The sequence below is a fragment of the Streptomyces sp. NPDC004561 genome, from assembly GCF_053602155.1.
Map to the genome: position 1 here is coordinate 1 of NZ_JBSGDB010000026.1, position 13502 is coordinate 13502.

Annotated in this window: 13 protein-coding genes; 9 read left to right on the forward strand and 4 right to left on the reverse strand. The window is 74.6% G+C overall.

Annotated features, from left to right (window positions below):
- The 9 genes from ACWEN3_RS05900 to ACWEN3_RS05940 all read left to right on the forward strand — a co-directional run.
- On the forward strand, positions 1-976 hold a 976-nt coding region (locus ACWEN3_RS05900), incomplete at its 5' end, for a phosphotransferase family protein (protein WP_452966165.1).
- A 290-nt stretch (positions 977-1266) separates the two neighbouring features.
- Positions 1267-2481 carry an acyl-CoA dehydrogenase family protein gene (locus ACWEN3_RS05905; RefSeq protein ID WP_452966168.1) on the forward strand — a complete coding sequence of 405 codons (1215 nt, stop codon included), beginning with the start codon at positions 1267-1269 and terminating at the stop codon, positions 2479-2481.
- Between the two features lie 144 nt (positions 2482-2625).
- Positions 2626-3915: a beta-ketoacyl-[acyl-carrier-protein] synthase family protein gene (locus ACWEN3_RS05910; RefSeq protein WP_452966171.1), complete on the forward strand. Its 1290-nt coding sequence runs from the start codon at positions 2626-2628 to the stop codon at positions 3913-3915.
- Positions 3912-5777, forward strand: a complete 1866-nt coding sequence (locus tag ACWEN3_RS05915; RefSeq protein ID WP_452966174.1) for a CoA-transferase — start codon at positions 3912-3914, stop codon at positions 5775-5777. The genes ACWEN3_RS05910 and ACWEN3_RS05915 overlap by 4 nt, the downstream gene beginning before the upstream one ends.
- Positions 5778-5827: 50 nt before the next feature.
- Positions 5828-6805, forward strand: coding sequence for a 3-oxoacyl-[acyl-carrier-protein] synthase III C-terminal domain-containing protein (locus ACWEN3_RS05920; protein ID WP_452966176.1), 978 nt, complete (start codon positions 5828-5830; stop codon positions 6803-6805).
- Positions 6806-6840: 35 nt separating this feature from the next.
- Complete coding sequence (locus ACWEN3_RS05925; protein WP_452966179.1) at positions 6841-7503, forward strand: HAD-IA family hydrolase; 663 nt, start codon at positions 6841-6843, stop codon at positions 7501-7503.
- Between the two features lie 43 nt (positions 7504-7546).
- The gene (locus tag ACWEN3_RS05930) at positions 7547-8557 is read left to right on the forward strand and encodes an AfsA-related hotdog domain-containing protein (protein WP_452966182.1); all 1011 of its coding nucleotides are present in this window, start codon (positions 7547-7549) and stop codon (positions 8555-8557) included.
- Positions 8547-9578, forward strand: a complete 1032-nt coding sequence (locus tag ACWEN3_RS05935) for a 3-oxoacyl-[acyl-carrier-protein] synthase III C-terminal domain-containing protein (protein ID WP_452966185.1) — start codon at positions 8547-8549, stop codon at positions 9576-9578. Before ACWEN3_RS05930 ends, ACWEN3_RS05935 begins: the two co-directional genes overlap by 11 nt.
- Positions 9575-10384 (forward strand): SDR family NAD(P)-dependent oxidoreductase, encoded by an 810-nt coding sequence (locus tag ACWEN3_RS05940; protein WP_452966187.1) that lies wholly within the window; start codon positions 9575-9577, stop codon positions 10382-10384. The genes ACWEN3_RS05935 and ACWEN3_RS05940 overlap by 4 nt, the downstream gene beginning before the upstream one ends.
- A 70-nt stretch (positions 10385-10454) precedes the next feature.
- Here the strand turns inward: ACWEN3_RS05940 and ACWEN3_RS05945 are convergent, their stop codons facing one another.
- The 4 genes from ACWEN3_RS05945 to ACWEN3_RS05960 all read right to left on the reverse strand — a co-directional run bounded on the left by ACWEN3_RS05945 (position 10455) and on the right by ACWEN3_RS05960 (position 13502).
- Complete coding sequence (locus ACWEN3_RS05945; protein ID WP_452966189.1) at positions 10455-11129, reverse strand: response regulator; 675 nt, start codon at positions 11127-11129, stop codon at positions 10455-10457.
- The gene (locus ACWEN3_RS05950; protein WP_452966250.1) at positions 11126-11788 is read right to left on the reverse strand and encodes a sensor histidine kinase; all 663 of its coding nucleotides are present in this window, start codon (positions 11786-11788) and stop codon (positions 11126-11128) included. Before ACWEN3_RS05950 ends, ACWEN3_RS05945 begins: the two co-directional genes overlap by 4 nt.
- A 207-nt stretch (positions 11789-11995) precedes the next feature.
- Positions 11996-12577, reverse strand: coding sequence for a TetR family transcriptional regulator (locus ACWEN3_RS05955; RefSeq protein ID WP_452966191.1), 582 nt, complete (start codon positions 12575-12577; stop codon positions 11996-11998).
- 169 nt (positions 12578-12746) lie between these two features.
- Positions 12747-13502 carry a glucose 1-dehydrogenase gene (locus tag ACWEN3_RS05960; protein ID WP_452966193.1) on the reverse strand — a complete coding sequence of 252 codons (756 nt, stop codon included), beginning with the start codon at positions 13500-13502 and terminating at the stop codon, positions 12747-12749.

The window sequence follows — 13502 nt, forward strand, 5'->3', positions numbered from 1 at the left end:
CCTGTCGAAACTGGCCGCGGCCGAGAACCGGGACAACCGAATCGCCCAACTGCTGATCGAGGGCGCGATGCTGCACCTCCAGGCCGACCTCAACTGGCTGGTGCTGCGCCGCCCGCCGCTCGGGCACGTCCTGGCCACCGCGCACGACATGGCCCGGGAGCACCGGGTGCTGACGGCGCTCGGCCCGACCGGGGTACCGGTGCCGCGGACGTACGGCCTGTGCACCGATCCGGCGGTGCTCGGGGCGCCGTTCTACCTGATGGGGCTGGCCGACGGCATCACCTATCGCGGTGACGCGGACCTCGCGCCCCTGGGTCCGGCGTCGGCGCTGCGCACCACGCACGCGCTCGTGGACACCCTGGCCCTGCTGCACGCCGTCGACCCGGCCGAGGTCGGGCTCGCGGACTTCGGCCGCCCGGCCGGCTTCATGGCCCGGCAGGTCGCGCGCTGGCGCCGGCAGTGGGAGGCCTCCCGTACCCGCGAGGTCCCGGGCGCCGACCTGCTCAACGACCGGCTCGCGGCCGGCTGCCCGGACTCCGGGGCGGTGGCGCTCGTGCACGGCGACTACAAGCTGGACAACGTGCTGTTCGACCGGGCCGACCCCGGCCGGGTCAGCGCCGTCCTGGACTGGGAGATGTCCACGCTCGGCGACCCGCTGGCCGACCTGGGGATGCTGTGCGTGTACTGGGACGGCTTCGCCGGCGTCGACCGCTCCCCCGTCGCCTCCCCGGGCGCGCTGCCCGGCTGGCCCGGCCGCCGCGAGCTGGTGGAGCGGTACGCCGCCCACCGCCCGGCCGGCCTCGAACACCTCGGCTGGTACCGGGCGTTCGCCTGCTACAAGCTCGCCGCGATCCTCGAGGGCATCCACTGCCGCACCGTGCGGGGCCTGACCGTCGGCGAGGAGTCGTCCGACCTGGCGGCCGCCGTACCGCTCCTGGTGGACCGCGGCCACGAGGCCCTCGGCACAACCACCTGACGCCCCCGGCCGAACCTCCCCGACCGGCCCCGCGCCGAACACCTCGTGCCGCCACCCCCGCCCGGACCGCCTCACAGCCGAGAGGACCGAGGCGACCAGCACGCCAGGCACGGGCCGGGACACCCCGGACGACCACGCCGACCGACACGTCCCCGACCACCGGGACGACCATCCACCACCGCCCGCCTCGCCCCGGCAGGACCCTCGGCGACCACCCGCCCGAACCGCCTCGCGGCCGGGGGCCGAGGTGACCGGCACGACCCGGACCACCGAGACATCGGAGACACGCCATGGACTTCGCCTACGACGCCCGTACCGAGGAACTGCGCACCCGTATGCGCGCCTTTCTCGACGAGCACGTGCTGCCCGCCGAGCCCGTCTTCCACGCCCAGCACGCGGCGGGACATCCCTGGGGGCGGCCCCCGGTCCTGGGGGAACTCAAGGACGAGGCCCGCCGGCAGGGACTGTGGAACCTCTTCCTGCCCGACGACCGGTTCGGCGCCGGGCTGACCAACCTCCAGTACGCGCCGCTCGCCGAGATCACCGGCCGCAGCCCCTTCATCGCCCCCGAGGCCGTCAACTGCGCGGCCCCCGACACCGGGAACATGGAGGTGCTGGCCCTCTTCGGCACCGCCGAGCAGCAGGACCGCTGGCTGAAGCCGCTGCTGGACGGTGCGATCCGGTCCGCGTTCTGCATGACCGAGCCGGACGTCGCCTCCTCGGACGCGGCGAACATCGCCACCCGGATCCGCCGGGACGGGGACTCGTACGTCGTGAACGGCCGCAAGTGGTGGTCGTCCGGCGCGATGGCGCCCGAGTGCGAACTGCTGGTGGTGATGGGCAAGACCGACCCCGACGGCCCCCGCCACCGGCAGCAGTCGATGATCCTGGTGCCCCGGGACACCCCGGGCGTGCACGTGAGGCGCGGCGTGCACGTCTTCGGCTACACCGACGGACCGCACGGCGGGCACGGCGAGGTCGTCTTCGAGGACGTGCGGGTGCCGGCGGAGAACCTGATCGCCGGCGAGGGCGACGGGTTCGCCATCGCGCAGGCCCGGCTCGGGCCGGGCCGGATCCACCACTGCATGCGGCTGATCGGCATGGCGGAACGCGCCTTCGACCTGATGTGCGAGCGGGTCACCAGCCGGGTCGCCTTCGGCCGCCCGCTGGCCGAGCAGGGCGTGGTGCGCGAGTGGATCGCCGAGGCGCGGGTCCGTATCGAGCAGGCGCGCCTGCTGGTGCTGAAGACGGCGTACCTGATGGACACCGTCGGCAACCAGGGCGCCCACACCGAGATCCAGGCCATCAAGATCGGGGTGCCGGCGACGGCCGAGTGGGTCATCGACAAGGCGATCCAGGCGCACGGCGGCGGCGGGGTCTCCCAGGACTTCCCGCTGGCCGAGCTGTGGGCCCACGCGCGCACCCTCCGTCTGGCCGACGGCCCCGACGAGGTGCACCGGGCCTCGCTGGCGAAACGGGAACTGCGCCGGTACACGCACAATTGAGCAACTGTTTTCCGGGACCGCCTCTCCGTGCGGAGAGGCGGTCTTTTTCTGCATCAAGGACCGGTACCCGGAGTACCGGTCGCCGCATTATTCGGTACCCGGCGGCCCATGTCTCCCGTTCTCCGCCCTTCTACTGTTTTTCCCATGACGGAATACGAGCGAATAACCAACGACCGCGACAACAGGATCGTGGTCACCGGAATCGGTGTCGTGCTCCCCAACACCTTCTCGGTCGACCAGTTCTGGACCAATGTCTCCCAGGGCCGCTCCCAGGTCGGCCGGCTCACCCGCTTCGACGGACCCGGGACCGGCCTCCCGGTCCACGCGGCCGCCGAGATCAGCGGCTTCGACCACCATCCCTTCCTGCCGCAGCTGACCGACGGCCACGCCGCCAAGTACTCGCGCGAGATCCTGATCTCGATGTCCGCGGTGGCCGAGGCCCGCCGGGACGCCGGCCTCGCCGACGGCGCCGTGGACCCGCGCCGCCTGGGCATCGTCATGTCCTCCAGCCGCGGCCCCCTCGCCTGGTGGCGGGACGTCATGTCCGGCGCGGACCCGGGCGCCTTCGGCGACAAGGGCGCCATGTTCCGCGGCCTGCCCGGCTGCCCGGCCACCCTGTCCGCCATCTACAACGGCGCCCAGGGCCTGGTCACCACGGTGAGCAACGCCTGCGTCGGCGGCCACCAGGCGATCCAGCTGGCGCTCGGCGAACTGCGCTCCGGCGCCGCCGACGTGATGCTGGTCGGCGGTCACGAGTTCCCGATCCTGCCCGAGGTCGCCTCCTGCTACCGGGCGATGGGCCATGGCGTGCTCTCCTCCGAGCGGGACGAGCCGAGCCGCGCGGTGCGCCCGTACAGCGCCTGCCGTGAGGGCTTCGCGCTCGGCGAGGGCTCGGTGGTGCTGTGCCTGGAGCGCGCCTCTGCCGCCGAGGCCCGCGGCGCCCGGGTGTACGCCGAGATCCTCTCCGCCGCCTCCCTCAACGAGGCCGCCCACCCGACCACCATGGACCTGACCGGCAAGGTCACCGCCTCGGTGATCGAGGACGCGCTCGCCGCGGCCGGCCGCCGCGCCGACGACGTCGACTACTTCTGCGCGCACGGCACCGCGACCCGCTACAACGACATCGCCGAGTCCCGCGCCCTGCGCGCCCTGTACCCGGAGCGCACCACCGCGGCCCTGCCGCCGCTCAGCTCCAACAAGCCGATCTACGGCCACACGTTCGGCCTCGCGGGCATCATCAACGTCGCGGCGACCAGCCTGATGATCCATCACCGGACCCTCGCGCCGACCATCAACTTCACCACGCCCGACCCCGAGTGCGACCACGACCACGTGATCGAGGGCGCCCGCCCGGCCGAGGTGGACCTCGCGGTCTCCATGTCCTTCGCCTTCGGCAGCCAGACGGCGGTCGTCGCGGTGGGAGCGCCGTCATGAGCCGCCCGCTGATCGCCCGCGACGTCGACGACCTCGTCCGCCGCCTGGTCCGCCCCGGCGACCATGTGCACCTGGCGGGCACCCCGTCCCGCCCCAACGCCCTGACGTACGCCCTGTGCCGGGTCTTCGGCGCCGCGGGCCGGCTGACGGTCTCCACGACGGCCGTGCACTCCTCGGCCCACGCCCTCGCCCTGTCCGGCGTGGCCGACAAGGTCATCGCGGGCTTCGCCGGGGACACCTACCCCTCGCCCCGCCCCAACCCCCTGTACGCGGACCTGGCGGAGGGCCGGCCCTTCGCCTTCGAGGCCTGGTCGCTGCTGTCCTACGTCCAGCGGCTGATCGCCGGCGCCCAGGGCGCCCCGTACGCGGTCACCGGCTCGCTCGCCGGCACCGACCTCGCCGAGGGCAAGCCGGACGAGCTGCACGTGGTGCCCGACCCGGCCGACCCGGACCGCGAGGTCACCCTGGTGACGGCACTGCGCCCGGACGTGACCCTGGTGCACGGCGTGGCCGCCGACGAGGACGGCAACATCGCGCTGGTGCCGCCGCTCGGCGAGGGCGCATGGGCGGCGTACGCGGCCCGGCGTGGGGTGATCGCCTCGGTGGAGCGGATCGTCTCCCGCGAGGAGATGCGCGAGATGGCCGACCGGGTGGTCGTCCCCGGCCAGCGCGTGCTGGGCCTGACCGAGGCCCCGCTCGGCGCCCATCCCCAGTCCCTGCGCACCGCCGGGCTCGCCGGGGTGGACGGCTACCTGGACGACTACGCCTTCCTGGAGGAGATCGTCGACTCCTGCCACGGCCCGTCCCGGGGCGCCGGCTGGTACGAGACCTGGGTCAGCGGCCCCGGCTCCCACGAGGCCTACCTGTCCCGTCTGGGCCCGGCCCGCCGCGCGTCCCTGACGGACCCGTTGAGGCCGGCGAAGGACACGACGTCCGGCTACGAGGCCGACATCGAGGCGTGGGCGGAGATCCACCGCAGCGAACGCGGGGCGGTGGAGCAGGCGTTGCGCACGGCGGCGGCGACACCCCCGGCCTCCCGTGCGCGCGCCGGTCGGCACCACGCCCCGGCCGCCCCGGCCCACGCGCCCGCGGCCGACGGCGGCGAGGCCGAGGCGACCCGCCAGGAACGCCTGATCGTCCTCGGCGCCAGAGCCGTGGCGGACCAGGTCAGAACCCACGGCTACGACACCCTGCTGGCCGGCATCGGCACGTCCCACATGTCCGCCTGGCTCGCCGCCGAACTCCTCGGGGCGGGCGGCCACGACGTCAAGGTCGTGGCGGAACTGGGCATGTACGGCTTCTCGCCCGAGCCGGGGGACGTCTACCTCTTCAGCCTCCTGCACGCCCGGCGCAGCGACATGCTCGCCGGCATCCCCGAGATCCTCGGCGGCATGGTCGCGGCCAACCCCCGCGCCCTCGGCGTCCTTGCCGCGGCCGAGATCGACGAGACCGGCACCATCAACACCAGCCGGTCCGCCGACGGCCGCTGGCTGACCGGCTCCGGCGGGGCCAACGACATCGCGTCCAGCACCGACTGCGTGGTCATCGCCCCGTCGTCCCGCCGCCGTTATGTGCGCGAGGTCGCCTACCGCACCAGTCCGGGCCACCGCGTCCGCGAGGTCGTCAGCGACTTCGGCCGCTTCACCCGCGAGGACCCGGGCACCGGTTTCCGCCTGGCGACGTGGCTGCCCGCGGAGGAGGCAGCCGACAGCGCCGAGGAGACGCACCGGCTGGCCGCCGAGGCGGTGGCCACCCGCACCTCGTGGACGGCGGACGTCACCGCCGTCGTCCCGGAGAAGCCCGTCTCGGCCGAGGAGTTGACGCTGCTGCGCGCCCTCGACCCGGCCGGCCGCTACCGCTGACCACGCCCGGCCCGCGCTCCCCACCCTCTTCCCACCCAAGGAGTCCCACCATGCACGCACGCACCGAAGGCCGCACCTGGACCGGCACGGGTCTGAAGTTCACCGGCCTCGGCCACTACTTCCCCCGGCTGCGGCGCAGCCACGAGGGCGAGGTCACGCTGGACGGGCGGACGTACCCGCCGGAGGCCGCCGCCGAACTCGGCGTGCAGAGCCTGCACGTGGCCGCCGAGGACGAGACGGTGGAATTCATGGCCGTCGAGGCCGCGAACGCCGCGCTCGCGAAGGCCGGCCGGGAGGCCGGTGACCTGGACCTGGTGGTGCTGGCCAACTGGACGGACCGGCAGTGGATCCCGGAGATCGCCCCCGGCGTCGCGGCGGCGCTCGGCGCGCACGGGGCGCTCGCCTTCGACGTGTGCGGTGCCTGCACCGGCTTCGTGCACGGCGTGCAGACGGCGGCGGCGATGCTCACCGCGCACCCCGGCTGGCGCCGGGCGGTCGTGGTGGCCGCCGACCGCTTCACCCGCCGGGCCCGCCCCGGCACCCGCGGCCAGTTGGTCTTCGGTGACGCGGCCGGCGCGGTCGTACTGGAGAAGGGCGACCCGGACGACCCGAGCGGCCTGCTGGACTCGGTGCTGGACTGCGACGCGGCGGAGGCCGACACCGTCGCGGCCCGCGCGCCGGAGGGCTGGCTGCGGCCGAAGCCGGAGCTGATCGACCTGGCGGTCTCCTCCAGCCTGCGGGTCGCCGGCAACGTACTGGACCGCAACGGCCTGAAGATCTCCGACATCGACTGGCTGGTGCCGCACCCCGGCAACAACGCCATCCACGCGGGCGTCCGCGACGGCCTGGACCTGGACCCGGCGCGCTTCCTCACCAACTTCGCCGAACGCGGCAACACCGGCTGCGCCTCGATCCCGATCGCCCTGTCGGAGTTCGCGGAGAAGGGCCTGCTCAGGAGCGGCGACCTGGTGCTGTCCACGGCGGTCGGCTCCGGCTGGTACTACGGCGGGCTCCTCTACCGCCTCTGACTCCCCACCCCACCCTCGAAGCGAAGGACCACGCCATGACCACCACCGCCCCGCTCGCCGTCTGGACCGACTTCGGCGGCGTGCTCACCCCACCGGTCTCCGTCACCTTCAACGAGTTCGCCGACCGGGTCGGCGTCCCGCTGTGGTCGCTGAAGGAGGCGATGCGCATCGTCGGCGAGAAGCACGGCACCGACTCCATGGGCGCCATCGACATCCCGCTGATCGACGAGGCCACCTGGTCGGGCGAGCTGGAGGACGTGCTCGGCAGCCGCTTCGGTGTCGTCGCCGACCTGGAGAACTTCGGCGACCGCTGGTTCGCCGGGCGGCCCGCCAACGCCCCGTGGGTGAAGCACCTGGAGCGGTTCCGCGCCCAGGGCGTCTTCGTGGGCCTGCTGTCCAACCTGCCGCCCTCCTGGGAACGGCACCGCCGCTACCTGGCCGACGACTCCCTCTTCGACGGGATCGTCTGCTCGTACGCCGTCGGCTCCCGCAAGCCCGAGCCGGAGATCTTCCGGATCGCCGCCGAGCGGGCCGGCCTGGAGCCCCACCGGTGCGTGCTCGTGGACGACCTGGAGAAGAACGTCGCCGGCGCGATGGCGGCCGGCTGGCAGGCCGTGCTGTTCCACGACGCCGAGCAGGCCGCCCGCCAGGTCCGGGGCCTGCTGGACGCGACCGCCCCGGCCGCCGCCGCCCGCTGAACCTTCCCGCCGACGAAGAAACCGACGAAGAAGAGGTACCGCCATGACCGTCCTGCCCCTGCCCCGCACCGCCGCCGGACCGGCGAGCCGGCTGACCACGCAGCGCACCCTGGCCCGCCGCCTGGTGCACCGCGCGGCGCTCGCCGAGGTGTTCCTCACCGACTTCCAGTCGGTCGACGAGCACACGTTCCGGGCCGCGGCCCAGCTCCCGCCGCGTCACTTCTACTACGGCGACCACACCACCCGCCCCGCGGCCCACGACCCGCTCGCGGTGTTCGAGGCCGTACGGCAGATGCTGCTGTGCGCGATGCACCTGCAGCACGACGCCGGCGCCGACACCAAGTCGATCACCGCCACGGCCACTCTGGACATCACGGACGTGACCCCGCTCAGGGTGCGCGGCCCGCTGGACCTGGATCTGGAGGGCTCGGTCGACCTGGCCAAGAACTACCAGGGCGCCGTCTCCCGGGTGGTGCACCGGGTGCGGGTGCTGGCCGGCGGCCGCGAGGCCGGGGTGATCACCGTGGACACCGCGCAGCGCCCCGACGCCGTGTACGAGAAACTGCGCATGAGCCACCGCGCGAGCCCGCCGCCGTCCTCGGACACCCTGCCGGGCCGTACGGACGGGGTGGCTCCGGCGCCCTGGCTGGTGGGCCGGGAGCACGCGGAGAACGTGGTCCTGGAGGACGTCCGGGACGACGGGGAGTCGCTGGTGTGCCGGCTGCGGGTGCCGGTGGACCACCCGAGCATGTTCGACCACGCCCAGGACCATGTGCCGGGCCCGGTGATGATGGAGGCCGCCCGGCAGGCTTCGCTGCTGCTGGCCGCCGACCGGCGGGGCGTCTCGCCCGGCTCGTCCTTCCTGGCCGGGGTGAGCGCCGAGTACCTGCGGTTCGCCGAACTGGACTCCCCCATCACGGTGGTGACCACCCCGGCCGGCGTCGGCTCGGGCCTGCTGACGGACGTGGCGTTCGTGCAGCAGGGCGCGGAGGTCGCCCGGATGCGGATACGGCTGGACAGCACCCTGACCGCGGGAGCCGGCGATGCGCGTTGACGGGCCGGTCTATCTCTCCTCCCCCGAGCGGCTGCTCGGCGAGCGCGCCCAGCCGGTGGCCGAGGCGGTGGCCGAGGCGCTGATCGCGGCGGACACCGCGGAGAGGTACGCGTACGACGCGCTGCGGGTCAGCGAGCGGGCGCCGGTGGAGCTGGCCACGGACTGCGCCGCCCGCACCCTGGCCGCCGCCGGCGTGGACGCGGCCGCCCTCGGCCGGGTGCTGCACGCGTGGACGTACCACCAGGGCCACGAGTTCTGGTCCCCGGCGCACTTCGTCGCCGACCGTCTCGGGGCCCGCGCCGCGGAGCCGGCCGGGGTGCAGCAGATGTGCAACGGCGCGATGGCCGCCGTCGGCCAGGCGGTGCGCGACCTGCTGGCCGACCCGGCGGCCGGCCCGGTGCTGGTGACCACCGGCGACCGGTTCGCGGCCCCCGGCTTCGACCGGAGGGGCGGGGACTACGGCGTCTGCTACGGCGACGGCGCCACCTCGGTGCTGGTCACCCGGGCCCCGCACGGGCGGGCGGTGCGGCTGCTGTCGACCGCGACGGTGGCGGTGGCCGCGCTGGAGGGCATGCACCGGGGCGCCGCGCCGTTCGGGCCGGCGCCGCTCAGCGGGGTCAAGACGCTGCTGCCGAAGGCCGCCAAGAAGGAGTTCCTGGCCGCCCACCCCGACCTGCCGTTCGGGCCGCTGGCCCGGGACGCGGTGACGGGTGTGGTGACGCGGGCCCTGGCCGACGCGGGTGTCCGGGGCGACGATCCGCGGCTGCGGGCGGCGGGGCTGCCGCGGCTGGCCCGGCAGGTGATGGCCGACGCCTACGAACCGGCGTTCCGTGAGGTGTGCGCCGCCCCGGTGGTCCCGTTCGGCGCGGACACCGGTCATCTGGGCGCGGGTGACGCCGTCGCCAACCTCGCCGACCTGCTCGACCGGGACGACGTGCGCCCCGGGGACCTGCTCGTCCTGCTCAGTGCCGGTGCCGGGTTCACCTGGTCGGCCGCGATCGCGGAGGTGGAGTCGCTGTGACGGACATCGGTGAACGGCCCGTCGGGGCCCTGGAGTTCGGGGGCGCGAACCCCGTGGAGCTGTTCCGTCTCGACGGCCGGGTGGCCGTCGTGACGGGGGCCTCCGGCGGGCTCGGCGCGCACATCGCCCGGGTGCTGACGGCGGCGGGCGCCCGGGTGGCCCTGGCCGCCCGACGCGAGGGGCCGCTGAAGGAGCTGGCCGGGGAGCTGCCGGGGGCGCTCGCGGTGCCGTGCGACGTGACGCTCGCGGCGGACCGGGAGCGGCTGGTGCGCACGGTCACGGGGGAACTCGGGCCCGTGGACGTGCTGGTGAACAACGCGGGCCTGTCGGAGACGGTGCCGGCGGAGCGCCAGTCGGTGGAGACGTTCCAGAACATCCTGGCGGTCAACCTGACGGCGGTGTTCGCGCTCAGCACGGCCGTCGGCACGGGCATGCTGGAGCGCGGCCGGGGCTCCATCGTCAACATCGCCTCGATCTACGGCCTGGTGGCCAGCGGCAGCCTGCCGCAGGCCGCGTACACGGCGAGCAAGGGCGGGGTGGTGAACCTGACCCGGGAGCTGGCCGCCGAGTGGGGGGCGCGCGGGGTCCGGGTCAACGCCCTGTGCCCGGGCTGGTTCCGGTCGGAGATGACGGAGTCGATGCTGGGCACCGACAAGGGCCGCTCCTGGGTGGAGCGCCGTACGCCGATGCGCCGCGTGGGCCGGCTGGACGAGCTGAACGGGGCGCTGCTCTTCCTCGCCTCCGAGGCCAGCTCGTACGTGACCGGCACGGCCCTGCCGGTGGACGGCGGGTACGTGGCCCTGTGAACCGGCCGGAGCGCTCGGCGGGCGGCACCCCTCGGGTGACCGCCCGCCGGCGCGTACGGGCGGTGTGGTCTCACGCGGCGCTTCGGCGGCGGGGGCGCGGCGGGCGGATCGCGCCGAGGTCGACCGCCCGGTTGACGGCGTCCAGGCGGGAGACCGCGCCGAGCTTGTCGAAGATCTTGCGCATGTGCCGTTTGACGGTGCCCTCGGTGATGCCGAGCCGCGCCCCGATCTGGCGGTTGCTCAGCGCGGCGGCGACCAGGGTGAGCACCTCGGCCTCCCGCTCGGACAGCCGCTCGGCCGGTGCGCCGGCGGCGCCCTGCGGGTGCGGGCCGCCCGCCGGCATGGTCACGGTGACGGTGCGCCGTCCGGTGTCGGCGCGCTCCCGGATCGCGGCGACCAGGGTCTGGCGGCTGACGCTCTTGTGGAGGTAGCCGCGCACCCCGAGGGCGAGCAACTGCCGTACGAGGACCGGGTGGTCGTCCATGCTGACGATGATGACGCGCAGCTCGGGCCGCCGGGCGAGCAGCCGGCGGACGGTGGCCGCCGGGTCCTCGTTGTGCGGCATCTGCACGTCGAGCAGGGCCACGTCGGGCCGGAGTTCGGCGGCCCGGCGGATGGCGGACTCGGCGTCGCCGACCCGGGCGACGACCTCGAAGTCGGGTTCGGCGGCGAGCAGGTCGCACAGCGCGTCCCGCAGCAGGGTGTGGTCGTCGGCGACCAGGATGCGGGTGACGGGCTCGGTCATCGCCGCTCCTCCCGCCCTCCGTCGTCCCCGACGGGGATCCAGCAGGTGATCCGGGTGCCGCGGCCGGGGGCCGAGGTGACGGTGGCGACGCCGCCGAGGGCGCGGGCCCGCTCCTCCATGCCGTGCAGTCCGTTGGCGGCGCCGACGCGGCGGGCGGCCTCGCGGTCGAAGCCGGTGCCGTCGTCGGTGACGCACGCGTGCACGTCCCGGTCGCCGATGACGACGTGGGCGGTGACGCGCCGGGCGCCCGCGTGCGCGAGCACGTTGCGCAGGGCCTCGCGGACGACGACGAACACCTCGTCGGCGATGCGCGCGTCGAGCCGGCCGTCGTCGCCGTCCACCTGGATCCGCACCCCCGGCGCGAGCGGCGCCATGGACACCAGGAAGCCGTCCAGGGCCTGCCGCAGGGACCGAGCGGGCACGGCCGCGGCGACGGCCCGGCCGCGCAGCGCGGTGGTGACCTCGCGGGCGATGCCGAGGGTGTCGACGAGGGCGCTGCGGGCCTGGTCGAGATGGGCGCGGTCGGCCGGCCCGAGGGAGGTCGCGGTCGCTTCGAGCAGTTCCAGGCGGCGCAGGGCCACCGCGAGCCCGGTGCCGATGCGGTCGTGCACCTCGCGGGCCAGCAGGGTGCTTGCCGCCGTGTCGAGGCCACCTTCCATGTACGTCACTACGGTCCTGCCTTCCTGCGTGGGACACACAGGCGTCCCCCCCGTTGCCGGGCGACGGGCCCGGCGACCTGACATCAGAAGAATACAGAACGTTCGCTATGTTTTCCACGGCGAAACCGGCGCGGACAGTAAGGATCGGGAAAAGACCGTGACCCGGGGCGGGCCCCGGCACCCGAAAACCGAACCCGGTGGGCCCGTTCAGGCCTTCTCCGCCGCCACCCCGCGCTCGACCAGCGGCCAGATGCGCTCCAGCCGCCCCACCGCTCCCCCGTGGCCGCCGCTGCCGGCGGGGCGCGCCTCGACGCCCGCGAGCAGGCACTCCACCAGGTCCGTCACCAGCTGCGGGGCCGCACCCGGATGCAACTCCCCCTCCGCCTCGGCCCGTTCCAGGAGGCCGCGCAGCACGGGCGTCCAGGACCGGCTCCAGGCGCCGACGGCGGCCGGCCGCTCCCGCTCCAGCCGGGCGGCCGAGCGCACCACCACATCGTCCTCCAGCAGCCCGGCGAGCTGCCTGGCCAGGCCGGTGACGGCGGGCAGGGCCGCCCCGGACCCCGCCGCGGCGCGCTCGGCCCGCTCGCGCGCGGCGGCGGCACCGCACTCGCTGACGGCCAGCGCGAGGTGCAGCTTGCTGCGGAAGTGGAAGGTCAGCGCCCCCAGCGAGACCCCGGCCGCGCGGCAGATGGCGGTCACGGTGGCACCCCGGTAGCCGTTGCGGTCGATCTCTGCGGCGGCCGCGAGGATGAGCGACTCGCGGGTACGCGCCGCCCTGGCCTGCGTCATCTCACTCTCCCAAGGTGCACGAGGGTCCGTGGCCCCGACGGTAGCCAAAGCGGAGGCACAAATCAAAGCGATCGTTCTCTTTATTTCTGCCCGGATCCGTTCTTGCGCAGAGCGGAAGGGGCGGCCCCGCTCCGGGACCGCCCCTCTCTCCGTGCACCCGGTGCGCCCGTCACACGGCCGTGGCGCCCCCGTCGACGGCCAGCGCCGCCCCGGTGACGAAGGACGCCTGGTCGCTGCAGAGCCAGGCGGCGGCCCGGGCCACCTCTTCCGGGCCGGCCATTCGCCGCTGCACCGACTCGGCGAGGAAGACCTGCTCCAGCCTCGGCACGGCGGTGATCGCCTGCTCCAGCATCTCGGTGCGGGTGGCGCCCACGACCAGGGCGTTGACCCGGATGCCACGCTGCCCGTAGTCCGCGGCCGCCGCCCTGGTCAGGCCGAGCACCGCGTGCTTGGCCGCCACGTACGCGGCCGAGGCGCCGGTGGCCCGGGTGCCGGCCACGCTGGAGGTGTTGACCACCGCCCCGCCCGAACCGCCGTCCAGCATGGCCGGGATCTGGTGGCGCAGGCAGTTCCAGACCCCGCGCACGTTGACGTCCATGGTCCGCTCGTAGTCCTCGTCGCCGACCTCGTGCAGCGGCACGCCCGCCGTGCCGTACCCGGCGTTGTTGAAGGCGGCGTCCAGCCGGCCGAAGGCGCTGACGGCCGCGTCGACGGCGCGGGCCACGTCGGCGGACCGGGTCACGTCCCCGGCGACGGCGAGCGCCCGGCCCCCCTCGGCGCGCACCTCGGCCACCAGCCGCTCCAGCCGCTCGGCCCGCCGGGCCATGAGGACGACGGCGGCGCCCTCGGCCGCGAACAGCCGCGCCGCCGCGGCCCCGATGCCGCTCGACGCGCCGGTGATCATGGCAACCCTGCCCCGCAGCAT

What these genes read in the sequence shown, in the direction of transcription:
- ACWEN3_RS05905 (WP_452966168.1), top strand. Translation starts at nt 1,267, where the DNA reads ATGGACTTCGCCTACGACGCCCGTACCGAGGAACTGCGCACCCGTATG.
- ACWEN3_RS05910 (WP_452966171.1), top strand. Translation starts at nt 2,626, where the DNA reads ATGACGGAATACGAGCGAATAACCAACGACCGCGACAACAGGATCGTG.
- ACWEN3_RS05915 (WP_452966174.1), top strand. Translation starts at nt 3,912, where the DNA reads ATGAGCCGCCCGCTGATCGCCCGCGACGTCGACGACCTCGTCCGCCGC.
- ACWEN3_RS05920 (WP_452966176.1), top strand. Translation starts at nt 5,828, where the DNA reads ATGCACGCACGCACCGAAGGCCGCACCTGGACCGGCACGGGTCTGAAG.
- ACWEN3_RS05925 (WP_452966179.1), top strand. Translation starts at nt 6,841, where the DNA reads ATGACCACCACCGCCCCGCTCGCCGTCTGGACCGACTTCGGCGGCGTG.
- ACWEN3_RS05930 (WP_452966182.1), top strand. Translation starts at nt 7,547, where the DNA reads ATGACCGTCCTGCCCCTGCCCCGCACCGCCGCCGGACCGGCGAGCCGG.
- ACWEN3_RS05935 (WP_452966185.1), top strand. Translation starts at nt 8,547, where the DNA reads ATGCGCGTTGACGGGCCGGTCTATCTCTCCTCCCCCGAGCGGCTGCTC.
- ACWEN3_RS05945 (WP_452966189.1), bottom strand. Translation starts at nt 11,129, where the DNA reads ATGACCGAGCCCGTCACCCGCATCCTGGTCGCCGACGACCACACCCTG.
- ACWEN3_RS05950 (WP_452966250.1), bottom strand. Translation starts at nt 11,788, where the DNA reads ATGGAAGGTGGCCTCGACACGGCGGCAAGCACCCTGCTGGCCCGCGAG.
- ACWEN3_RS05955 (WP_452966191.1), bottom strand. Translation starts at nt 12,577, where the DNA reads ATGACGCAGGCCAGGGCGGCGCGTACCCGCGAGTCGCTCATCCTCGCG.
- ACWEN3_RS05960 (WP_452966193.1), bottom strand. Translation starts at nt 13,502, where the DNA reads ATGCTGCGGGGCAGGGTTGCCATGATCACCGGCGCGTCGAGCGGCATC.